We start from the raw sequence: 23,985 nt of genomic DNA on the forward strand, positions 1-23,985 counted from the left end.
GGATATATTGACGATTTTTATTTAATTTTCCTTCACTATAAACCCAACTAGTATTTAAACCTGTAGTCCCCGTGGTCATTTTTCCACAATGTTCAGTTTTTTCCATGCTTTTTGTTCCTTAATAAATAGTAAGAAAAAGGTACCACGCATTAGCTTGTTCAGACTGAGATAAAATCCTAATTTCATCTCAGTCTCCTGTTGCTTTTTGACTAATTGATAGCTATATTGGATTGACAATAGCTTTTATTATGTCAATAATTGCTAACAAGAAATTAAACGATTAATGATGATTTATTTATTGTAATTCACGTCGCTGTCTACCCGTCGAAAAAATACACCTGCGCCTGGTTTTCCTTCTACCTCTGGTTCATGGAATATGTGTCCATCAAATATTGAGCTATATTTACCCTCTTTAATTACAGAATCAGGTAGCTTAATTAGAGGTCGATAGAGATGATGTTCTTGTCCTTCACGAATAATTGGCTCATTGAAGACTGCGTTGTAAGAACAGTGCATTAAAGTTCGAGGTCTATCAGACCTATTCGGGTCGGAACCATGTAACGTATTGGAATGGAAAAACATAGCATCCCCTGGTTCCATTTCACAATAATCAATCCCCAATTTTTCTAACGCTTTTTCGATACGAAATGGGTCAGGACAATGAGTATCTTTAGTATCTCCAATCCGAACGCGATGAATACGACCCAAATTATGGGAACCAGGCACCATTTTTACACAACCATTGCCTTTATCACTCTTATCAATCGCAATAGTACAAGTTACATGATAGGGAAACAAACAACCATCTTCATACCAAGTCGCATAATCTTGATGAAAATGTAGTTGTCCATCATTGGTCAATTTTCTGACGATTTTTGAGTGCCAATGATAGCATTCCATTCCTCCTAAAAGAGTTTCTACTGCATCTATCATTCGAGCAGTCCGTGGCATTACGCCTAAGAGTGTATCACCTAATTCAGACCAGAGTGTTACCTTAAAATATCCCCCTGCTTTGTCATTAACAGTCGTTTGCGCTCCGTTAATACTGGGGTCAGCTTCACAAGCTTTCCGAATTGGTTCAATTTCTTCTCGGTCAAAGAAATTACGAATAATCACATATCCCTTTTTGTGATATTCATTAATTTGTTCCGCATTTAAGGGGCGGGTTGTACAGATTTTTGCCATATTTGGGTTAATTTGAGTCTTCATTTCTTGTCTATTGTTACTAAAAATCATCAGTAAATATATTCTATGTGATACTACCAAAAGATTGAGTTGTATCCAGTAAATGTTAAATATCGTAACAAAACTTTACATACTTAGATAAACCTAGCCTACAGGGGGTAAAGTCGAGATAGCTGCAATTTGGGACACATTGTAAATAAATGTTGCAGAAACTTTACTACATCAGCCCTCTCTTCATACTCTTTTTTTGGGCAAGGTATTGATTAAGATTTAGAATTAAAACCCATAAAAATGCAACAATCAGGTGTGACTGTTTGGTTTACTGGTTTAAGTGGAGCGGGTAAAACTACCATTTGTAGAGATGTAGAGCAAAAGCTTCTGGAACAGGGCGATAAAGTTGAAGTTCTTGATGGCGATATTGTCCGCCAGAACTTAACGAAGGGTTTAAGTTTCAGCAAGAAAGATAGAGACGAAAATATTCGTCGCATAGGCTTTGTTGCCCAATTATTGACTCGCAATGGTGTAATTGTTTTGGTTGCAGCCATTTCTCCCTACCGAGATATCCGTAATGAAGTTCGGCAGAAAATTGGTAATTTCATTGAGGTTTATGTCAATACTCCGTTAGATGTTTGTGAGCAACGAGATGTCAAGGGTTTATATAAAAAAGCTAGATCAGGGGAAATTAAAAACTTCACAGGAGTTAATGATCCCTATGAACCACCAATTGACCCAGAAGTTGAATGCAAAACAGATCATGAAAATCTAGATGAGAGTGTAAGCAAAGTTCTAAAGGCAATCCTTGAAGTTCGTAACAATTACTGAAGAGCCAAAATTATTGTCAATTATGCTTAAATAAGTATTAGCACTTGAGAGGGTGAGCTTCTTGTATCTTACCGTCCATGACAAGATTTCCGTTCATTATCATCTTGAGGATATTGCCAAGAATATGCAAAATGGCTAACAGCTTTAATTTGAGGAGATAATTGCCGGAGAGCTTGCATTTGCACTTCCAAAGATGGACGATTACTAATTGATTCTCCCCACTTACCAGCTAAAGCCGGAATCACTTTTGTCCCTGGTTGTGCCATCTTCAAAACCTGTCGAACTTGTGCCACAATACAATCAACATTACCGCAATTTGCATAGGACATGGGATGCCATTGTAAGTTACTAGAAAACCTATCCCAAGGTTGCAAACGGGAATCATACCCTTGTCCTAAAGCTTGATTACCTTCGGGAAAAAATACCACTCCAGCGGGAATACCTTTTTGTTTAGCTGGGTAACTTGCTAAAGCCACAAAATCTAAGATACCTTGCATAGCATGAGCAACAGTGAATAACCATAAATCCAATTGCAAAACCCGCTGTTTTTCCGCTGGGGAAGGCAAAGATTTCTGTTTTTTTCGAGGAATACGCCCTTCCCATAATGGTTCATCTTCTTGAGGATAGCGTTTATCAATTTCTGTTATATCACCAGCACTCACATATCCTCTGGTGAGAAAACGGCGAATTAATTCTAATCCTTTGGAATTTTTGGCGCGACGAAATAAGATTTCTTGGGTAGCAGGGGTAAATAGCCATAAATCATGAACTTTGGTAGCAATAGAATCATTACCAATCTGACGAGGATAGCGAACATAATCGAAGAGAATACCATCTGGACGACGGCGTATAACCTGTTGTATCATGCGGTAGTAATCGTTTTTAGCCTGAGTGTTGTAAGGATCAATGAAGACTTGAGAACTATCTTCTACTACGGATAAGCTGGTTTGATTTTTGCCATTACGAGCGATCGCATTTTGTCTATCTGCCCGTTGAGCATAAGTATAACCAAAGTTATTCGTAAACATCCAAGCATAAACTTTCAACCCGCGTTGTTGCCCTTTTTTAATTGCTAATGCCAATAAATCAAATTTTTCTGCACCAAGAATGCGAACCACAGCAGGCCAAACAGTTGGGTTAGCTGCGGCTGGTAATAGTACCCGGCCATCATAAAATACTTCTAAATAAACTTGGTTATAGCCTTGGTTGACAATGCGGTCCATAATTTGATCAACTACTCCCGGCTGGATATCGCAGGGATACAAGCGCAACCAAATAGCTTGAGTTTGTGGCCAAGTCTGACTACGACAGGTTTTTAATTCTTGTGTATGCTGTTTGAGTAATTTCTGATAGCGACTTTCTGCCTCTTTATTGCCTTTAAAAGCTAATAAACGTAATTTTTCTTTTTCTTGAGTTGCTTTTGATGATACCCGACAATCCTGTCCCTTTTGAGCAATAGCTGGTGCGGTAACTAAGTTGAGAATTAATAAGCAACTAGCAATAATTATAGTAAATACACCTTGCCAAGACAAAATTAGTCTTACAAATTTCCAGTTGTAATCAGACATATATAGCAATCAGTTTAAATTTGTAATAGCTTGCATGAAATAGCCTGCACTTAAAATATCCCCAGATTTGGAGAGACATACAACCATCAAAAGCAGTATTCCACACAAACAACTCAAACATTTACATTGAATGAGAAGAATGTGCCATGATTAAAGTTTGCATAAATCGGAACGTAGGGATTTGAACCCTAGACCTCCACTACCCCAAAGTGGCGCGCTACCAAGCTGCGCTACGTCCCGTAAATGTGAACTTGAGATTTTAGACTTTTGGAGTGGGGATGATTCCAAAATTGTCCATCTAAAACTTATTAAGTCACTCTTGTTAATATATCACAAGACTAAAGAAAATAGCAAGGGGTTTTTTGAAAAAATTTTAGAATCCCTGATCTGAAGATTGCTGGCGTTCCGTTGAAGTTAGATCTTCATCTGCGATAAACCTTCTGCCTCCTGCAAAATTACTAATTTTCTATCTTTGGGTTATTCGCGGTCAGATAAAAAATTAAGTAATTCACCGGAGAGATAGAAGTAAAAATTTTATTAATTAAGGATCTACCCAACGTCCGTCGGCTTTAATCAGATTAATCAATTCCTCTACACCTTGGGCTTCTGGAACTTTTTTAATTTCATCCCGACCACGATATAAAGAAATATAACCAGGGTTTTTACCAACATATCCATAGTCAGCATCGGCCATTTCGCCAGGTCCATTCACAATACAACCCATCACAGCAATATCCAGACCTGTTAAATGTTTAGTAGCTTCCCGGACTACGTGCAGCACTTCCTCTAGGTTAAATAAAGTCCGTCCGCAAGAAGGACAAGCCACATATTCAACCATTGTTTTCCGCAAACCCAAAGCTTGCAGAATGCTGTAACAAACCGGAATTTCCTTTTCTGGTGCTTCTGTCAAAGAGACGCGGATTGTGTCACCAATACCGTCAGCCAATAATGTGGCAATACCCGCAGTAGATTTAATTCTGCCATATTCCCCGTCACCTGCTTCTGTCACGCCCAGGTGAAGAGGATAATCCATGCCTAAATCATCCATGCGTTTAGCCATAAGCCGATATGCAGCCACCATGACAGGAACTCGTGAGGCTTTCATGGAAATTACGACATTATGAAAATCCAAAGATTCACAAATGCGAATAAATTCTAAGGCAGATTCCACCATCCCTTCCGGGGTGTCACCATAGGTAAATAGCATTCTTTCCGCCAAAGAACCATGATTTACGCCAATTCGCATAGCTTTACCTTGATCACGCAAGGAAATTACCAGCGGTGCCAAGGTTTCGCGGATTTTTTCGCCAATTTCGTCAAATTCAGTTTTTGTATATTCGGTGCGGCTGGTATTTGCTTTCTCAAATATATACAAACCTGGATTAATTCGCACTTTTTCGATATGTTTGGCAACTTCCAAGGCGATTTTCATGCCATTGTGATGTACGTCGGCTACAATTGGCACATCACGGTAAGTTTGAATTAATTTTTGTTTAATTTCCGCCAGTGCTTTAGCGTGTCCAATACTAGGAACAGTGACGCGGACAATTTCGCAGCCTATTTCATGGAGACGACGAATGCCAGCGACAGAACCATCAATATCCAGAGTATCTTCATTAATCATTGACTGTACCACCACTGGATATCCTCCCCCAACGGTGACATCTCCCACTTGTACAGCGCGGGTTTTGCGGCGTTTGATGGTGGTATCAAAGGTTGGTTGACTAGATGTAGTGTTGGTAATTTCCAAAGTCGGCAGAGTTTGCATAATCTAAATAGGTAGATTTTCTGTAGCTAAAATATCAGATTGCCAGCGGTTATACTTCTCAGATTGCCACAATTTGGGGTATTTTAGGTGCTAAATTGAAAAGTAAATCAAAAAATAACCAAGAGTTTTACAACTAACAACTGTACGGGCGAAGCATTTGGAGAATTATTTTTGGCAATGACCGATAATTTATCTTCCCAATGCTTCGCCCCTACTGACCAATGACTAATGACCAACTTAAATTTACTAAATTGATGCGTAAAACGATATGATATAAGACATCACTTCAGTCATCAAATAATGAACGCTCTATGAAAACAGAAACCGTTCGCACGACATTAACCATTCCCAGGGAACTGCTAGAAGCTACAGATAAGGCAGTTATGGAAGGGAAAGCTAAAAGTCGGAATGATTTTGTCGCTCAGGCTTTACGAAGGGAACTAGCCTTACAAAAGCGATCCGAAATTGATGCCGCATTGGCAGAAATGGCTAATGATCCAGATTATCAAGCAGAGGTCTTAAAACTAGAGGTAGAATTTGCTACCGCGCAGTGGGAGGCGTTGCAGTTAGGGGAATCGCCAAGATGAGAAGGGGTGAGGTTTATGATGCGCGTCTAGAAATGACTGAAGGCTCGGAGCAGGGAGGAACTCGCCCAGTGATTATTGTTAGTCGCGATGTAATTAATCTATCCAGCCCAGTCGTTTTAGCAGTACCCTGTACCACCTATCAAGACGGAAAGCGAGTTTACCCTACTCAAGTTTTAATTTTATCACCAGATGGCGGACTCAAGAAAGACTCAATCGCCATGGCAGATCAGGTGCGGGTGTTATCTAAAACCCGCTTTTTGCGTTTAAGAGGAATACTTTCTGAAGTTGTCATGGCACATTTGGAGCAAGCGTTATTAATTGCCTTAGATTTGCCAGGATATTAACTAGTACACAAGGGCGTAAATCAACCAACGTCTCAACTGAGCTACGCCAAACGTCCATTCTAAATCGCCCAAAAGCCTATACCGTCTTAGGCTTGACTTTTGACTTTCGCCTTGCGGTACTAGCTTTTAAGGGAGGGAATGAGGAACAGGAAATCAGGGTAGATAAGTAGGTCGTTTTGTCAGTCCTATCTCATTTCCTGAATTAACGTGACTTGGTATGAGGAAAACGTGGAAAACTTCAAAATTTATTATTGAAATATGTCTAAATCAATAAAAATATCAAATCATTTAACACAACAGTCTCAAGAGAAAGAGAAAGAGAAACAACTAATTAATGAACTTAGGTTATTAGTAAAAACTTTGATTTATCAGGAAGAAATTACAATTAAATCCATCATGGATTGTCTCTATGATGTTGGTTCAACTAATTTAGTAAATCAAAAATTTAAGTTTGGAACTCTCAATAAAACTCTAAAATTTATGACTAAAATATCTAAACCTGCATTTAAAATACTGGCTTGGCAATGGTTTAAGAAAAATTGCCCTGATTTGATTACTGGATGGCTGCAAGGTAAAGTTACATTTATAAGAGTAGAAGAAAAGAGATTAGAGGTGATGACAGAAAATGAAAATCTCAATTTAGTTTCTATTTCTCAGCTTCCAGAGGAAAATCAAATTAATCAGATAAAACGTCTGCATTTACAAGTGAAATTGTTAACAGGTATTTTAGTTATTACAGTAACTTTATTTAGTGGAAGTTTGATTTGGCTAGGTAATTCATTGCACCAATCCCATTTACAAACTTTAGAAAAACTCCAAAATCAAGTTAAAACTTTAGAATCTAGTACAGTACAGCGTAAGTAAGATAACCATTAAAAGTCCCTAAAAAGCTTATAAAATCTGCTTTTTAATTTTTAATTGTTAATTTTTAATTCCGCCCTGCGGTACTAGTCAATGAACACAGAGAAACTGTTTACCTACTTAGTTAAACTTAAACTGCTGGCTTCAATCCCATTTGTCTTAAATTGATATGTTGCGGGTTTTAATTATCGGTGGAATTGGTGATGCGGTAGAATTAGCTGCTAAGGTAGCAAATATTCCTGGTATTGAGGCTATCTCCTCTCTAGCCGGTCGTACCCGTGAACCTGCTGCTCCTGTTGGTAATGTGCGAATAGGCGGTTTTGGTGGTGTAGCCGGATTGGTGACTTATCTGCGAGAAATGCAAATTGATATATTAATTGATGCTACTCATCCTTTTGCTAATCAAATTTCTGAGAATGCAGCCGCAGCGACTCAGGAAGTAGGTATTCCTCGATTAATGGTAATTCGTCCAGCTTGGGAAAAACTCAAGGATGATTATTGGTTAGAAGTAGAAAATAATTTGGCTGCTGCTGCTGTTTTAGCAAATCAAGCTAACCGAGTATTTTTAACAATTGGTAGACAAGAAATTGCGACTTTTGCACATTTACAGGAAATTTGGTTTTTAATGCGGATGATTGATCCACCAAATGCTGATGTTGTCGTTCCACCTGGATTAATTTTATGCGATCGCGGTCCCTTTAGTTTAGAAAACGAACAAGAAATTCTCCTCAAATACAATATAGATACCATTGTCAGCAAAAATAGCGGTGGTAGTGCCACATATCCCAAAATTATCGCCGCTAGGAAACTAGGGATAAAGGTGGTGATGGTAAATCGTCCACCTGTACCCCCAGGAGAACAAGTTGCAGATGTAGATAGTGCTGTGCAATGGCTTCTTAAACAATTGATCATTGACAGTTGACAATTAATAACTGAGAAAATCCTGAGAAATAGCCAAGGTTTCGCTGATAATTTCTGATGCTAATTTATCAGATTTGAGTAAGGGATAAACCGGAAGACCATGATGTTGATGCCCATTGGAGAATGATTGAGATTGTAAATAAATTCCCATAGCTAAACTAGGCAAATAGGTAATATTGTAATTTGCCACATTTACAGAAGATCCTGAAGCAAAAGACAGATTAAATAAACTGTGCAAAGGTAATTTATACAAGTCCCGATGGGGAACTAAAATTATTGTATCTATCCCTGCCAATTCTTGAGTAATTGTGGAAATATTCAAGATATTTTGCAACTGCAATAGTTTTGATAGTGTTGATGATTCTTGCCAATCTGCTAACCAATGTTCAAATTCAATTAAGCGTTTTATTGCTTCGGGAATTCCTTCTGTCTCTTGGATGGGTGTAAACAGTAAAATCGGAGCTGGGGCTTGATCTTTGATAATGAATGTGTGCAAAGCGGCTGGGCTAAGATGCCAATAAATTATGGCTGTGGTAGGATTCAGTAATTGTTGAATAGAGCGATAATCTCCTGACTCAAGTTGATAATTCAAATCAGGCATTAACAACTGTAAACAGTTATTTCTCCCCTGTTCAGCCATTTCCCAAGCTTCTACTAAATCTCCTGTATTTACAGCTAAATCAACTGCTAGTTGTCCCAAACCTGCAAATTTTAGTACCAGTTGTTTTTTATTTTCATCAGTCCGATTCGGCTGAGTGAGTAATTGTTGTAATAATTCAGTTCCCCATTTTTGTAATTCCTGTGCCGCTACTGTTTCCCCCAAACAGACAAGCACTTTCATCAGAGATTGCAAAATATCCAAATGCAATTCTGGAAAATCTTCTGCTGTCAGCGTAGATAGTGCCAGTTGATATTCGGACATGGCATGATGCCAATAATCACGAGGTGTGGTGGCTTTTTTCGCTTGCTCGTAGTAAGTATTACCAATAGCTATACGTAATCTTCCCCAACCTTCTGGGTGAGTATCCGGGCGAAGATGTTTCAAACCTGTCTGATAACTTGCTAATTTACCTTCATAGCCGCCTAAGTTAAGGGCAGGATTGGATGCAGAAATGCTACTAACTACAATTAGTGATGATTGGTGGGGGGTGAGATGACCAGCCGCCGCACCCCTTCCTAGCCAAGCTTCCCAGTAGTCTAGTTTAATTTCTAAAGCCCTGTCATAGCCGGATATAGCTTGGGCAGAACGGTCTAGGTAAAATAGGGCTACGGCTTGGTTATACCAGGCTGGGTGGAAATCGGGTTTGATGGCGATCGCTTGTTGATAGGATGAGATTGCATCTTCCCGACGACCTAAGTGTTCAAAGGACACACCCCGGTTATACCAAGCTAGATAAAATTCTGGCTGAATGGCCAGGGCTTGATCCCATGATTCAATTGCTTCTAACCATTGTTTTAAATTAAATAGCACCACACCCCGATCAATCCACACTTCATGATAGTTGGGTTGGAGATTGAGGGCTTGATCATAACTAGCAATCGCTTCTGCATATTGCTCAACCACAGCCAAAGCTATCCCCCGGTAGTACCAAGTTTCAGAATCTTGGGGTTCTAAATTCAGGGCTTGATCATAACTATCAATAGCTTCCCCAATTAAACCTAACTTGAGTAATGCTAAACCTCTGCTAGACCAAGCTGCTTGGTAATCTGGTTTAATAGCGATCGCTTGATCAAAGGAAGCAATAGCCGCATCAAAGTCTCCCAACTCGCCCAGAATACCGCCTCGGCTATACCAAACCTGATAAAAATCCGGTCTGAGAGCCAGTGTTTGGTCATAAGCAGCGATCGCTTCGGAAAACCGTTGCAAGTAAAATAATGCTAAACCCTGATTAAACCAATACTCATAAACATGAGGTTGGATTTGACTTGCCCGTTCATATAAAGCCAAAGCCTTCAACAAATCTCCAGCTTTAGCCTGCCGTAAACCCTGATAAAATAAACTTTCCGCCGGATTAGTAATAACTATCTGTGATGTTGATTGCTGGACAAGTTGCCGATCACGAATTGCCAATTCCGACGCTAAATGCTGGACAAGATTGCTACTTTGCTCCAACCGCACCACCAACTCATCTAAAGTGGACGCTAACTGCGGTTCTATATTCATCAAAGACTCGTTCCAGCTTTTCTCCCTGGGAGATTCTGGATCGGCAATTATTTCCGCAGCATTCTGGGAAAATTCCTGAATTCTATACTCATAACTGTGATAGTCATTTTCTGTCTTAGCTGCATTCTCAGCTAAAGACCCATTACTTAACCCTACAGACTGACCAGTGAAGAGATCCTCAACCATTTGGGATACTGATGGATTAGTCACACTTTCCACATTCTGATCTTGCCAGATTTGTTCCTCAAATTGGCGGAGCAATTCCTGACCAGGAGTATCTAACTCCTCTGCTGTGGGGATGGAACTTTCCAACTCCTGTGACTCTTGCTTGCGCTCATACTCCTGATTGAGGTTGCGCCGCAATAGCTGCATCCCAATATCATAGGCCAGGTTGCTAACCTCACCAATACCTAACTCACCCAGTTTCACCATGCGGTTGGCTAAAGGAAGATTCGGTGCGGGAGAAGCTAATAATTTGTCCCCAAATATCAACAGCCAATCTATCCACCGATCAACTGTAATTCTCGGTTCCATCCGCTGCAAATACTTCAACGCCCACTGTTGTCCCCGCGCTTGATGCACACCTTCTAGTAGTTCATTAAATAACAACTCTAGATCCGCATTCGTGAGTTCTGGTGGTTGATCTGCCACCAGATTGCCTTGACTATCCTGGGAATCGGTGATTCCCAGGATAGTCAAGGGGGACTGTAAAAATTTGTTAAGCCACTGCAAGAGCCACCTGAACATCTGCCAATTTATGGGATTTTCTTTCTCCTAGATTGTAGCTATCCTTGTGTCAAAAAAAATTATTAATTACGGAATGGACTAGAAAACCAAATAGACCCACTTGACACTCTCAGCGTCTTTAGACGCGCTCGATTCTTTAATCAATGAGCCAACTTACAATTGCTGGATTACTCCAACAAAAACAGAGGTCGATTCTCCTAAAGCGTTAATTCCGGTATGCCCTACCGTACTCGTTTTTTGCATTTCATTTTTCACCAAATTTAGCTTTCCTAAACAGCAATACCGTTAGGTATGACTACGCACTCAACCAAATAAGTTAAGTTTTTACGTCGTTTAGTTATACTTAAATTCTAGAATTGTTTACATTGTATCACATCTACTGTTATTGAGTTAGGCTAAATATTTTCGCCCGTGTCGCTTATATCTCAGCACTAAAGTGACTGAGCTTTACGCTTACCGGGTAATACTGTAAAAATATTGATAGCTACACCGCACAAATCAAACTTATTGACATACTCACCGACCTGAAGGTGCGGGGAAACACTTGACACTTCGCCAGAACAGCCACAAGTGGTCTTATCGTCCCTCCATGTCCGTTTAAAGTCTCCCAATGCCCTATGGCGACTATGACAAAATTTTAACATAAAGCCGTTCTGGAAGGACCGGGCTTGTGTCCCGTCTTTTCGGTCACTGGGATTTATCCTTGTGATTCAGAAGACTCGTTCGCTTCATTATACTGACTAACTAATACCTGAATAATTTCTTCTGGATTATTTGTTTCCACTCCTAGTTGTTGGGAGATTTGCTCGCATAGGGCTTCATCCTGCTGCAACATCATCAACAATTCATCTAGACTGACAGTTTTGTATTCCCCTTCTGGTAAATTTTCTTCCGTGTTGGCAGGTATTAAAAGATTATTTTCTACTGCATCGGGACCTTCGTATTCCCAAACTGGTTCTCCTGGATTGCCTGTTAAGACTTTCATGCCTATATCGTAGGACAGATTGCTGATTTCCCCAACCCCTAACTCACCAAGTTGAACTAATCTAGCTGCTAATTCATTATGGGGTTTAGAAGATGCTAATAATCTGTCACCAAAACGATTTAACCATTCTAGCCACTGTTGGGTGCTAACACGGTGTTCAAGATTATGTAACCATTTTTGCGCCCAAGTTTCTCCCTTGACCTGATGAACTCCTTCTAGTAGTTCTGTAAAGAGAAATTCTAAATCTGTGTCAGTGAGGGGTGGAACTACTGCTTTGGGGACTTGTTCCCGACTGGGGGTAAAATTTTGTTTACCACCAAACAAGTGCCGAAAAAATTTTTTGAGCCATTGAATTAGCCGCTTAAACATTTGATGCACCATTGATGTTGCTTATTAAAATTTTAACGGTGTGAGTGACTAGTAGTTCGTCAAATTTATTTTGACTGTATATTAGTTTTGACTTTTGACTTTTGACTTTTGACTTCCGCCCTGCGGTACTAGCGGCTATGTCTGAGGCAAAATTACCATGAGTTGTTAGAATGGTAAAACCCTAAAATTTACCTGGGATATACGGATTTAAACCTGTCTCCATGTCTTACGAACCACTGCACCATAAGTATCGGCCAAAGAGTTTCGCTGAACTGGTGGGTCAAGAGGCGATCGCTACTACCCTAACTAATGCCATTCTCTCAGCGAAAATCGCCCCTGCCTATTTGTTCACTGGCCCTAGAGGTACAGGAAAAACTTCCAGTGCGAGAATTCTCGCTAAATCTCTCAATTGTCTCCAAGGCAACCAGCCAACCCCCCAACCCTGCGGTGTTTGTGAAATCTGTCAGGGTATTACTAAAGGCTATTCTACTGATGTGATTGAAATTGACGCTGCTAGTAATACGGGTGTTGATAATATCCGTGAACTGATTGAAAGGGCGCAGTTTGCCCCGATGCAGTGTCGTTATAAAGTTTATGTGATTGATGAATGCCTGACTGGAGACTCATTGATTCTCACAGATGCCGGAATTGTCCGCCTTGATAACCCGAATATTCAAGGTCAGAGAGTTCTTAGTTACAATGACTCCTCTGAAAAATGGGAGTTTAAAAAAGTTGTCCGTTGGTTAGATCAAGGGGAAAAGCAGACCTTAGTGATCAAAACAACTCACAGAGAAATTAAGTGTACAATTAATCATTTAATCAGGACTGACCAGGGATGGATAGCAGCCAAAGACGTAAAAGCAGGAATGAAGATACTATCCCCTGTGAATGTGGATGCGACACGCTCATTTACAAATTTGGAGAAGGTCGAATCTGTTCACCTCGCTGGAGTTGAGCGAGTTTATGATCTTGAAGTTGAGGATAATCATAACTTTGTCGCTAATGGATTACTAGTACATAACTGTCATATGCTAAGTACCGCAGCGTTCAACGCATTACTTAAAACCCTAGAAGAACCACCTAAGCACGTTGTTTTTGTCCTCGCTACAACAGACGCACAAAGGGTATTACCAACAATTATTTCTCGTTGTCAAAGGTTTGATTTTCGACGGATTCAGTTAGAGGCAATGGTAAAACATTTAACGTATATTGCCGCTAAGGAAAGTATTCATATTTCTCATGATTCTCTGACTCTGGTGGGACAAATTGCCCAAGGAGGATTAAGAGATGCAGAAAGTTTACTTGATCAATTAGCTTTAATTGCTGGGGAAGTGACACCGGATAAGGTTTGGGATTTGGTAGGTTCAGTCAGCGAAAAAGACCTATTTGGACTATTAGAAGCGATCGCTCAAGATCAAGCCGAAATAGTCCTAGACTCTACCCGGAAAATCCTAGATCGAGGTCGAGAACCCCTGATCATTCTCCAAAATCTCGCCGCTTTTTATCGAGATTTCCTCATAGCTAAAACCGCTCCCAATCGTCAAGATTTAGTTGCTTGTACTGAATCAACCTGGACATCATTAGTTGACTTTGCCCAAAAATTTGATATTAGTACCATCTTACGAGGACAACAACACCTGAGAACAGCAGAATTACAACTAAAAAACACCACTCAACCCCGTTTATGGTTAGAAGTAACATTACTGGGATTATTACCCAGTGCCAATATTCAAATTCAAACTGCAAATATTTCTCAGCAAGTTAATACAACTGCTGTCACTCCAGCTTATCCTCCCGCTGCTGCACCACCAGCATATCCGCCCACAAATCACAACTCATCTGTGAATTTTGCACCAGTACCCACGTCAGAACCTGTATATGCACCACCACCTACTAACCATCAACCAGAACCAATACAGCCAGTAGGAGAAGGTTCACAATACAATTTAACTCAACTTTGGCAACAAGTCCGTGGACATATTCAGCAGCTACCCACACAAGCATTATTGGGTCAAATGTGCCATTTAATGGAATTTAATGGTGTAGTTGCTCGTGTAGGTGTAAAAGCGGTTTGGTATGACAAAGTGAAATCTTATCTACCGATCATCACTACGGCCTTTAGACAAACCTTCCAGCAGGAAATTCAAGTTACCTTAGAAAAAGCTACCACTGCCAACGCCACATCAACTAAGCGAAATCCACCTCCACAAAATTCTACTCCCGTTCAACAACCACCCCAACCTACATCTTATCAACAACCACCCCAACCTACATCTAATTACCAACCTCCAGCCCCGCAACCCACACCACAGCCACCCTCAGCCGTACCACAGCCAGTAGCTACAGTATCCGCACCACCACCCGTACCAGTCCGAGTTGAGCCTGTTGTTACCAATGCAGCACCAGTGCAACCATCGCCATCAAGTTGGGATCATGATGGTGTGGTTAAAGCTGCGGAAAGTCTAGCAAAGTTCTTTTCTGGAGAAATCATCCGCATGACAGATGATAGTTTTCAATTATCTGATTCTGTTACTTCCACTGAAACGCCTGAAATATATGAATCTTATGTTGATGATGAATATAGTTGAGAAATTCAGAACTGTCGAGATTCTCCCCTTATTTAAATATTTGACAGTTGCTAATAACGTCTGTAAGGATCAGAAGCAATTTTCATAAGACCTCGCGGTAAGCGGGAAACTCAGTCACTTTAGTGCTGAGAGGGAAGCGACACGGGCGGTTTTAACCGCTTTGAATATTTTTTCATTACCGCCTTGGAGTTGGGAAATTTGGGGTACTTTTGTAATGTACTTTCAACGGGACAATTACCGATTCAAATTCTCCAACTCTGTACGCATAATGTTTTGCTCCAAAGAGCCTCCCATTTCTGGGGTAATGTTAGCTAGATGCCTCCGGCACGCTGCGCGAACGACCTGTTATAAGAGCTTTTTAGACTTGCAACACTGTTTCAGTGACCTTAAAACTGTTTAATTGCAAATGACAGAGCAGGGAACTAGTGAAGCAGCGCGGTCTTGGGGGTTTCCCCCATGAGCGACTGCTGAACCCCGAAGGGGCTACGCATTCCGGGGTGTCGTGACTCAAATAACGGCTACCCTTCGACTACGCTCAGGGTGGTCTGGTCAGTACGGCTTGCTTGATTGATTACTCTTGCAAGCCCAGTCCCTTTAGGGCTGGGTTACTGACATTTGCATTTTCCCTGTTTCTTGAGTAAGTGCAAGATATGAGGTAAGGTATAGGTTTACTGATTAAATCAAAAAATGTCTGAACAACAAACCATTAGTCCTTGGCAATCTAAACCTTGGTGGTGTCAACCTTGGTCAATTATCCTAACCAGTTTAACATTAATCAGCGGTAGTTGGTTAATCTTCAAAATTATTTGGTTAACAATTTTAGTTGCTATTCCATTATTGATTTGGATGGGATTTTTTCTGTTAATTTGGCCGCAGATGATGATTCGCAGTGGAGTTTTGGATAATTTAGAAAAACATCCTTAATTCCCATCAAAATATATCCCGATAAATCACATACATTCCACCAACATAGAGCGCAACGAGAGTTAATCCATCCCAGGTAATGTACATTCGTGAACCGCTGACAGCATGATAAATCAGTCCATTAATAGCTACTGAAGTCATAATCATGGCAACAATAGCAGTAAATATATGTATCTGACTGATATTTAACCAGAGATTACCTTGTAAATACACCAAGTCATAAAAGCCTAAAATTGCTAAATTGGTGATATTAGAACCAAAAACATTGGATACTGCTAAATCAACCGCATTAAGTCGCACAGCGGCCAATGATGCTACTACTTCGGGAAGTGAGGTGGCTGTCGCTAAGAGAATTGCACCAATAAAGCTTTGTCCCAATCCAGTTACTGCTGCAATTCTATCACCTAAAAATGCCAACCAAATACCGAGAATGACAATTATGACTGAGAGGAAAATAAACCTCAGATATGCTTGTTGTGAGGTAATATGTTGATATTGAAAAGCCTCAATTTCTTCTTCTAGCACTTGTGCGCGTCGTCTCATCTCAAATTGAGCAATCATGCGGGCGCTCAACCAGTAGAGAAAGAGTAAGATAATACTGGGAATACCCACCCATCCTATAGCTAAATTCATTTCTGTTTTGGCTAGGAGTATTCCCAGAGTCGTCACACCTAGCATGACACAGCCCAAACTAGCGGCTAATCCATGACTAATCTGCGCTCGCTGTAGTACGGGTTCAGGACCGTTGTAAATATCCAGTAATGCCAAAATGAGCAAATTAAAGAGACAACTGCCTAAGATGCCCCCTACAGCTAAGTCTGGAGAGTTAAATATAACTATGGCACTTGTCCCTGTGGCTAGTTCAGGTAAAGATGTGACACCTGCTAACAGAATTGTACCCACCCAAGTCCGTCCTAATCCGGTTTTTTCTGCCACAATATCAGCACTTTGGGAAAGCCATGAGCCGATAAAAATTACTAAAGTAAGACATATAATCACTTGGAGAAGTAGCATAGTTATTTAGAGAAGATAGGGCTTAATTAAATATTATTAATTTTGCAGAAAAATGGGGAAAAATTTATTATTTATTGACTAATTATTTTTATGATTATGACAGAAATTATCAATCAAAATCTTAATAACAGGTTAATTTCTATTATTATTCCCACTCTCAATGAAGCGGATAATATTAAAGAAGCAATTATTAGCAGTCAATCTAGTAGTAATGTAGAAATAATTGTAGTTGATGGTGGTTCAAAAGATGAAACATTATTAATCGCTAAATCATTGAATGTTAAGGTAATTATTTCTCCTCCCGGACGTGCTAATCAAATGAATACAGGTGCTATGGCTGCTAGTGGGGAAATTCTCCTATTTCTCCATGCTGATACCCGTTTACCGACTAATTTCGAGCAGATGATTCGCACAACCTTAGCAAAACCGGGAATTGTGGCTGGTGCGTTTGCTTTACGGATAAATGCCCCTAATTGGGGGTTGCGTTTGGTAGAATTTGGTGTAAAATGGCGATCGCATCTTTGGCAAATGCCCTATGGTGATCAAGCTATTTTTCTCACCAAAGATGTATTTCAGCAAGTTGGTAATTTCCCGCAAATATCAATTATGGAAGACTTTGCAATGATGAGAAAATTAAAAACTCTGGGCAAAATTTACCTATTACCAACACCCGTAATTACCTCACCTCGCAGATGGTTAAAAAAAGGAATTATCCAAACTACTATTTTGAATCAAATGATTGTCATTGCTTATTTACTCGGTATTTCCCCAACCCAAATTCGTAATTGGTACTCTTCCCCAAAATCCTAGAGAATTTTTATGCTTATTACCTTGTTATCAGAAATAGATTTTGCTGTAATTCAAGAATCTGTTAAAGTATCTTCTCCCAATCTTCAAGAATTTTTACAGAATGCTTTACAGTGGATTAATAGCCTTGGTGCTATAGGAGGAATAGTATTTATTGGCATCTATATTATAGCTACTCTAGCTTTTTTACCGGCTGCACTGCTGACATTGGGTGCTGGGGTAATTTTTGGTGTAATTTGGGGTTCTATATATGTCTTTATTGGGGCTACATTAGGTGCTATAGCAGCATTTTTAGGAGGACGTTATTTAGCGCAAGGTTGGGTAAAAGAAAAAATATCTAGTTACAAAAAATTTGCCATCATTGATAAAGCAGTTAGTAAAGAAGGATTAAAAATTGTCCTATTAGTTCGACTTTCTCCCCTCTTTCCCTTCAATTTATTAAACTATGCTTTCGGAATTACTAGTGTTTCTTTTCAAGACTATTTAATTGGTTCAGTGGGGATGATTCCTGGAACAATTATGTATGTTTATTTTGGATCTTTAGTAGGAGATATAGCCTTAATTGGCAGTAAAAATCAACCTGGAAACATCATCCTCCACTGGGTAATTCAAATCATGGGGTTGATAGCAACAATTGCTGTCACAGTTTATGTCACGAAGATAGCTAAGAAAGCTTTAGAAGATGAGAACTTATAAAAATTCTTTGTTTTTTATTTTTCAATAATTTTAGTAATTTTGTTAAATATAAAACCGATAAATTTCTGATGATAATGTATTTATAAATAACAGATCATATAATCAAAAACATAGTTTATACTTAACCATTCAGAGGTAATACTAATGTCAACTTCAGAATCTCCAAGAGTCACAATTCGTCCCATGGATGAGTATAATCAAAAACTCCTCAAAAATGTTCATCCAGATAATTGGGTAAATCCCCAAAGGGCTGATTGTTATGATTTAGTAGTAATTGGTGGGGGAACTGCGGGTTTAGTTGTCGCTGCGGGGGCTGCGGGATTAGATTTGGGTTTAAAAGTAGCATTAATTGAAAAAAATCTCATGGGAGGAGATTGTTTAAATTTTGGTTGTATTCCTTCTAAATGTTTAATTCGTTCTTCTCGTGTAGTTGAAGAAATCAGAAAAGCCAAAGATTTAGGGATTAATATTTCTCAGAAATTTGATGTGGATTTTGCCACAGTTATGGAGAGAATGAGACGCATTCGGGCGAGTATTAGTCATCATGATTCTGTGGAAAGATTTAAAAGTTTAGGAATTGATGTTTTTTTAGGTGATGGTAAATTTATAAACAAGAATACTATAGAAGTTGATCAGCAAACATTAAAGTTTAAAAAAGCTGTCATTGCTACCGGTGCGAGGGCTGTTAAACCGAAAATTCGGGGAATTGAAGCAGCAGGTTATTTAACCAATGAAACTGTTTTTTCCCTAACTCAGAAACCCGAAAAATTAGCAATAATTGGTGGTGGACCTGTTGGTTGTGAATTAGCACAAACATTTCAGCGGTTAGGTTGTGAAGTGACATTATTTCATCGAGGTTCACATATTTTAAATCAGGAAGATTCAGAAGCAGCGGAGATTTTGCAAAAAGTTTTAATTGATGAAGGTATTCGTTTAGTATTAAATTGTCAATTAGAAGAAGTTGTTACAGTTACGGAAGGAAAACGCCTATATTTTTCTGTGAATAGTGAACGAGATTCGGTGACAGTTGATGAAATATTAGTTGGTGCGGGACGGGCTCCAAATGTGGAAAATTTGAATTTAGAGGCAGTGGGTGTAGAATATGATCAAACCTGGGGTGTAAAAGTGAATGATTATTTACAAACCACAAATCCCAAAATTTACGCCGCTGGTGATATCTGCATGAATTGGAAATTTACTCATGCGGCAGATGCGGCAGCGCGAATTGTGATTAAAAATACCCTGTTTTCGCCTTTTGGTTGGGGACGATCTAAACTTAGTAGTTTAGTGATGCCTTGGGTGACATATACCAGCCCGGAAATTGCTCATGTGGGGATGTATGCAAATGAGGCAGAAAAATTAGGTATAAAGATAGAAACTATTAAGATTCCTTTTAAAAGTATAGACCGAGCGATCGCAGATCATGAAGAATCTGGTTTTTTAAAGATTCATCACAAAAAAGGATCAGATCAAATCCTCGGTGCAACCATAGTTGCTAATCATGCAGGGGAGATGATTTCGGAAATTACTACAGCTATTGTTAATAATATTGGTTTAAGTAAACTGAGTAGTGTAATTCATCCTTATCCCACTCAAGCGGAAGCCATTAAAAAAGCCGCAGACGCTTATCGCAAGACTTTACTCACACCAAAAACTAAGCAATTATTGGGATTTTTAACCAAGTTTTCTTAAATTTGAGAGTTTCAGATCCCCGACTTCTTAGAGAAGTCGGGGATCTTGTTCTTGAAGAAAATATTCATGGTAAAATTCATGAAGAAAGAGAAAAAATTGCCCCAGCTATGCCAGGATTATCAGGACATCAAACAAAATGGAATATAAATCTCTGGCTATTGTCAGCAGTATCGTTATATTTGGAATTCTGGAAACCTTAGTTCCTTTCTTTCAATATCGTCAAAATCCCATTAAAAGAGTTATTCACAATTTAATTTTGGGGTTAATAAATTTTTTTGTGGTTAATTTAACTGTTATTTTAATCTTAAATTCTCTCTGGAAACCAACTTTATGGCGGGGATTATTTTATGATATTAATTTACCCTGGTTACATTTTATTCTCTCTTTTTTATTGCTTGATTTGTATATGTATACGTGGCATAGATTAATCCACACTTGGGGTTTTGCTTGGCGTTTTCACAAAGTCCATCATACAGATAGATGGATGAATATATCCACAGCTTACCGCTTTCATACAGGAGAAGTTATTGTTGCCAATATTCCCAAAATTGGGTTAATTTATCTGTTGGGAATTACACCAAACGCTTGGATATTATATGAATCTTTATTTGCGGTATCATTAGTTTTTCATCACAGTAATTTTGCCTTACCTTTTAAAATAGATAAATTCCTGAGTTATTTTATTGTTACACCTAATTATCATCGCGCTCATCATTGTCAATTAACAAAATATTTAAATAGTAATTATACAAGTTTATTAACTATATGGGATCTAATTTTTCAATCTCGTTATTATCCGCCCCAACCAGAAAGCATCCAGTTAGGTATATCGGAAGAAACCAGAGATCTTAATTTTATCAGTTTATTAAAATTACCGTTTGTGTCTGTTAATAAACACAATTGATAGGATCAGAGAACGGAATTCAAAAGTAAAACATTAAGAAACTTATCCAAAGATGCAGAAGCTGATTTAAGATTAAAATTAATGAGCTAAATTGTTCAATTTGGAGTTTTTCGCTGTGTTAAGTTCACCTTTACCCACAATCAACGCCCTCAAACAACCTACCAGTGATGCTTGGGTAGAGCAAGCGATCGCTAACCTTGATATTATCTTACTAGATCACTCCCACTGTGAACGCAAAGCCGCAGGAGTAGCATTAAATATGATGTTTCGCTATCCCTCTAATGCTAAAATGGTGAGAGAGTTAACAGCGATCGCTCGTGAAGAACTAGAACACTTTGAACTCGTCAATCAATGGCTAGAACGCCGTAACATCAAACTAGCAGCCCTATCCGCACCCCCCTACGGTGCAGGGTTAAAATCCCAAGTTCGGGGACAAGAACCCCAGAGATTTTTAGACTCCTTACTCGTCACCGGCTTAATAGAAGCCCGTAGTCATGAACGCTTAGGACTCCTAGCTGCTAACTGTCCAGAACCAGAATTAGCCGCATTTTACCGCAGTTTAATGGCATCAGAAGCCCGACATTTTGGGATGTATTGGGTATTAGCTGACACCTATTTTGACCGAAAAATCGTCATGGACAGATTAGACGAACTAGCAGAGGTGGAAAGTCAATTATTATCAACCTTACACCCAGAACCCAGAATACATAGTTAGTCAGTTTTTGCCGGAGTATGGATTAACAACCAAGATTGCAAATCATTCAAACTCTGAAAATCTAAAAGAGCTTCACTCAATTCTTCCAACACAGATAATGGTAAACCAGAAATAGATTTTATCTTTCTCTGAGATATTTTACCAAACCGCTTTGTTAATTGTCGAATCACCAAATTAATTGTAGCTTGTTCTATGCCTTGTTCTATGCCTTGTTCTAGTCCTTCCTCTAGTCCTTCTTCTCTGCCTTGTTCCAGTCCTTCCTCTCTGCCTTCTTCTTTAATTTCTTGATAAACTCTAGTTTCTTTGAGTGTAATTCCTAACATTGATTCTACCTCCCGACGACTCAGATTTTCAAACTTGTAGACCATGATTGTCGTGATCATCTCCATCATAGCTTGACTTGATGGTGTGACAATCTCCTCATGGGTTCTGGTTAATAAATATCTAGCTACTGCTGGGGCTTGACTTTCTCCCAGAGTAGTTAGTAACATGACACCTAAACCTAATGGTAATTCTTGAATATCTCCCAATTCATCTAAATATACTCGATGTACTTGAGGACTGTTGAGAAATCCACGATGAGGATAAATGTCATTTTGTTCTGTATTTCGAGATGGATAAATAATCACTATTTGCCAATCACAAAATCTTTTGCGATTACGATAAAAATATAGTGAAGTTTCCGCACAGATTCTTTCATACAATTCCTCATCTCTTTGAAATTGTACCTCACAAAAATATACTACTCCTTGTCCATCACTTTCTGGTGGTAAAAATACACCATCAATTGCAAAAGTCGGTTCTTTGACAGCCACAGAATCAAAGCGGTAAGCCTGAGCATTAATCGGCGGATCTGTCAACAGTTCAAACAACAAAGATGGATATTGTTGAAAGAGTTTATAAAAAAGTGAATCTCTTCGCATAAATCATGATTATAATATTTACTGGTTAAAATTCCTCAAACTTTGCGTCTTTGCTCCTTTGCGCCTTTGCGGGAAACATAATTTTAACTGTAAAATAGAAAAAAACCCCGGAGGTAGAATTACGGTTTACGCACGTCCCCTAGCCAAATTAATCGAACAGTTGCAACGGCTACCCGGAGTTGGTCCAAAAAGCGCCCAACGTTTAGCTTTGCACATCTTAAAAAGACCAGAAGCAGAGGTAGAAGCTTTAGCCCAAGCACTTGTTGACGCGAAAAAACAGGTAGGTTTATGTAAAGTTTGTTTTCACCTTTCATCAGATCCAGTCTGTGAAATTTGTCGTCACCCTCAACGAGATAATACAACTATTTGCGTAGTTGCAGATTCCCGTGATGTGATTGCCTTAGAAAAAACTCGTGAATTTAAAGGTAAATATCATGTTTTATGTGGTGTAATTTCCCCTATGGATGGTATTGGACCAGAACAGTTAACCATTCAAGCTTTAGTGAGACGAGTAAGCGAACAAAAACCCCAAGAGGTGATTTTAGCTATTAGTCCCAGTATCGAAGGGGAAACCACAACATTGTATATCGGTCAATTACTAAAACCATTTACTAAAGTAACCCGTATTGCCTTTGGTTTACCCGTCGGTGGTGATTTAGAATATGCTGATGAACTCACCTTAGCTAGAGCATTAGAAGGACGCAGAGAACTAGATTAAAAGTAGCAAATTTCATTACCAAAATGTTTTTTACCAATTCCTTAGAAAATCAACTTCAAGAGTGTCACAATACCATTATTAATCAACCAAATAATGCTAATGCCTATGTTCGACGAGGCATGGTTTATTTTAAATTAGGAAAAATTACCGAATCAATTCAAGATTTTGATCAGGCAGAAAAGTTAGATATTCAAATTACTCCTTATCTTTGGCAACGCGGGTTAAGTTATTATTATGCAGAACGATTTGCTCAAGGTGCAAAACAGTTTGAAATTGATTTAACTGTTAATGCTCAAGATGTGGAAGAAACTGTCTGGAGATATCTTTGCATAGCCAGATTATCCGGTGTGACAGAAGCTCGTAATTCTTTATTATCTGTGAAAAATGACCCGCGAAAAATCATGAAATCTATCTATGATTTATTTGCAGGTAATTGTAGCCAAGATGATGTTTTAAATGTGGGAAAATTGGCAGGATTAAAAGGTAAGTTTTACAGTCATCTTTATTTGGGTTTATATTATGAAGCTGAGAATAATTTAGAGTTAGCGCAGGAATATATAGTTAAGGCTGCTGATGAGTATAAAATTGATGATTATATGTGGTATTTAGCCGTAGTACATAAGCAATTACGAAAATGGGAGTAATATATGAAATACAGTAGGGCTGATTCCTAGTAAAGAAAG

Annotated in this window: 21 protein-coding genes and 1 tRNA gene; 14 read left to right on the top strand and 8 right to left on the bottom strand. The window is 39.0% G+C overall.

Going from position 1 to position 23,985, the window contains the following annotated elements; genetic code table 11:
• Nucleotides 1-291 precede the first annotated feature (291 nt).
• Entirely contained in the window at nt 292-1,209 is a 918-nt protein-coding gene (locus FJR08_RS11915; RefSeq protein ID WP_039200443.1) for a phytanoyl-CoA dioxygenase family protein, read from the bottom strand.
• Between the two features lie 267 nt (nt 1,210-1,476).
• On the opposite strand from FJR08_RS11915, the gene cysC reads away from it, so the two are divergent.
• Nucleotides 1,477-2,007 carry an adenylyl-sulfate kinase gene (cysC, locus tag FJR08_RS11920; RefSeq protein ID WP_168633307.1) on the top strand — a complete coding sequence of 177 codons (531 nt, stop codon included), beginning with the start codon at nt 1,477-1,479 and terminating at the stop codon, nt 2,005-2,007.
• 68 nt (nt 2,008-2,075) lie between these two features.
• On the opposite strand, the gene FJR08_RS11925 is transcribed toward cysC, so the two are convergent.
• From FJR08_RS11925 to ispG, 3 genes are all read right to left on the bottom strand, one after another.
• Entirely contained in the window at nt 2,076-3,575 is a 1,500-nt protein-coding gene (locus FJR08_RS11925) for a family 10 glycosylhydrolase (RefSeq protein WP_168633308.1), read from the bottom strand.
• 166 nt (nt 3,576-3,741) lie between these two features.
• Nucleotides 3,742-3,815 (bottom strand) — tRNA-Pro (locus FJR08_RS11930).
• Nucleotides 3,816-4,116: 301 nt separating this feature from the next.
• Nucleotides 4,117-5,343, bottom strand: a complete 1,227-nt coding sequence (gene ispG / locus FJR08_RS11935) for a (E)-4-hydroxy-3-methylbut-2-enyl-diphosphate synthase (protein ID WP_015078918.1) — start codon at nt 5,341-5,343, stop codon at nt 4,117-4,119.
• 311 nt (nt 5,344-5,654) lie between these two features.
• Between ispG and FJR08_RS11940 the strand changes: the two genes are divergently transcribed.
• The 4 genes from FJR08_RS11940 to FJR08_RS11955 all read left to right on the top strand — a co-directional run bounded on the left by FJR08_RS11940 (nt 5,655) and on the right by FJR08_RS11955 (nt 8,057).
• A complete protein-coding gene (locus tag FJR08_RS11940; RefSeq protein WP_015078917.1) occupies nt 5,655-5,930 on the top strand; it encodes a ribbon-helix-helix domain-containing protein in 276 nt (91 codons plus the stop codon).
• Nucleotides 5,927-6,274, top strand: coding sequence for a type II toxin-antitoxin system PemK/MazF family toxin (locus tag FJR08_RS11945; protein WP_015078916.1), 348 nt, complete (start codon nt 5,927-5,929; stop codon nt 6,272-6,274). The genes FJR08_RS11940 and FJR08_RS11945 overlap by 4 nt, the downstream gene beginning before the upstream one ends.
• A gap of 258 nt (nt 6,275-6,532) precedes the next feature.
• Nucleotides 6,533-7,138, top strand: coding sequence for a hypothetical protein (locus FJR08_RS11950; protein ID WP_168633309.1), 606 nt, complete (start codon nt 6,533-6,535; stop codon nt 7,136-7,138).
• 166 nt (nt 7,139-7,304) lie between these two features.
• Entirely contained in the window at nt 7,305-8,057 is a 753-nt protein-coding gene (locus tag FJR08_RS11955; RefSeq protein ID WP_174783076.1) for a cobalt-precorrin-6A reductase, read from the top strand.
• Between the two features lie 3 nt (nt 8,058-8,060).
• Here the strand turns inward: FJR08_RS11955 and FJR08_RS11960 are convergent, their stop codons facing one another.
• Both FJR08_RS11960 and FJR08_RS11965 read right to left on the bottom strand, forming a co-directional pair.
• Entirely contained in the window at nt 8,061-10,967 is a 2,907-nt protein-coding gene (locus tag FJR08_RS11960; RefSeq protein WP_168633310.1) for a tetratricopeptide repeat protein, read from the bottom strand.
• A gap of 697 nt (nt 10,968-11,664) precedes the next feature.
• Nucleotides 11,665-12,321, bottom strand: a complete 657-nt coding sequence (locus FJR08_RS11965) for a hypothetical protein (protein ID WP_168633311.1) — start codon at nt 12,319-12,321, stop codon at nt 11,665-11,667.
• Between the two features lie 221 nt (nt 12,322-12,542).
• Here FJR08_RS11965 and dnaX point away from each other — a divergent pair, with 221 nt between their 5' ends.
• Together dnaX and FJR08_RS11975 are read left to right on the top strand one after the other, a co-directional pair.
• Nucleotides 12,543-14,909: a DNA polymerase III subunit gamma/tau gene (gene dnaX / locus FJR08_RS11970; protein ID WP_168633312.1), complete on the top strand. Its 2,367-nt coding sequence runs from the start codon at nt 12,543-12,545 to the stop codon at nt 14,907-14,909.
• A 687-nt stretch (nt 14,910-15,596) separates the two neighbouring features.
• Entirely contained in the window at nt 15,597-15,833 is a 237-nt protein-coding gene (locus FJR08_RS11975; protein ID WP_168633313.1) for a DUF6737 family protein, read from the top strand.
• A 6-nt stretch (nt 15,834-15,839) separates the two neighbouring features.
• On the opposite strand, the gene FJR08_RS11980 is transcribed toward FJR08_RS11975, so the two are convergent.
• On the bottom strand, nt 15,840-16,847 hold the full coding sequence (locus FJR08_RS11980; RefSeq protein WP_168633314.1) for a sodium:calcium antiporter: 1,008 nt from the start codon (nt 16,845-16,847) through the stop codon (nt 15,840-15,842).
• Nucleotides 16,848-16,943: 96 nt separating this feature from the next.
• Here FJR08_RS11980 and FJR08_RS11985 point away from each other — a divergent pair, with 96 nt between their 5' ends.
• From FJR08_RS11985 to FJR08_RS12005, 5 genes are all read left to right on the top strand, one after another.
• Nucleotides 16,944-17,657: a TIGR04283 family arsenosugar biosynthesis glycosyltransferase gene (locus FJR08_RS11985; RefSeq protein ID WP_168633349.1), complete on the top strand. Its 714-nt coding sequence runs from the start codon at nt 16,944-16,946 to the stop codon at nt 17,655-17,657.
• Nucleotides 17,658-17,660: 3 nt separating this feature from the next.
• A complete protein-coding gene (locus FJR08_RS11990) occupies nt 17,661-18,350 on the top strand; it encodes a TVP38/TMEM64 family protein (protein WP_371415555.1) in 690 nt (229 codons plus the stop codon).
• Nucleotides 18,351-18,494: 144 nt separating this feature from the next.
• Entirely contained in the window at nt 18,495-20,042 is a 1,548-nt protein-coding gene (locus FJR08_RS11995; RefSeq protein WP_168633316.1) for a mercuric reductase, read from the top strand.
• 136 nt (nt 20,043-20,178) lie between these two features.
• On the top strand, nt 20,179-20,946 hold the full coding sequence (locus tag FJR08_RS12000) for a sterol desaturase family protein (RefSeq protein WP_168633317.1): 768 nt from the start codon (nt 20,179-20,181) through the stop codon (nt 20,944-20,946).
• Between the two features lie 115 nt (nt 20,947-21,061).
• Nucleotides 21,062-21,661, top strand: a complete 600-nt coding sequence (locus tag FJR08_RS12005) for a tRNA-(ms[2]io[6]A)-hydroxylase (RefSeq protein WP_148763212.1) — start codon at nt 21,062-21,064, stop codon at nt 21,659-21,661.
• Here the strand turns inward: FJR08_RS12005 and FJR08_RS12010 are convergent.
• Nucleotides 21,658-22,584, bottom strand: a complete 927-nt coding sequence (locus tag FJR08_RS12010; RefSeq protein WP_168633318.1) for an Rpn family recombination-promoting nuclease/putative transposase — start codon at nt 22,582-22,584, stop codon at nt 21,658-21,660. The genes FJR08_RS12005 and FJR08_RS12010 overlap by 4 nt on opposite strands.
• A gap of 118 nt (nt 22,585-22,702) precedes the next feature.
• Between FJR08_RS12010 and recR the strand changes: the two genes are divergently transcribed.
• A complete protein-coding gene (gene recR, locus FJR08_RS12015) occupies nt 22,703-23,302 on the top strand; it encodes a recombination mediator RecR (RefSeq protein ID WP_168633350.1) in 600 nt (199 codons plus the stop codon).
• A 23-nt stretch (nt 23,303-23,325) separates the two neighbouring features.
• Complete coding sequence (locus FJR08_RS12020) at nt 23,326-23,946, top strand: tetratricopeptide repeat protein (protein ID WP_168633319.1); 621 nt, start codon at nt 23,326-23,328, stop codon at nt 23,944-23,946.
• Nucleotides 23,947-23,985 lie beyond the last annotated feature (39 nt).

The sequence above is a fragment of the Dolichospermum sp. UHCC 0260 genome, from assembly GCF_009711985.1.
Classification (GTDB): domain Bacteria; phylum Cyanobacteriota; class Cyanobacteriia; order Cyanobacteriales; family Nostocaceae; genus Dolichospermum; species Dolichospermum lemmermannii.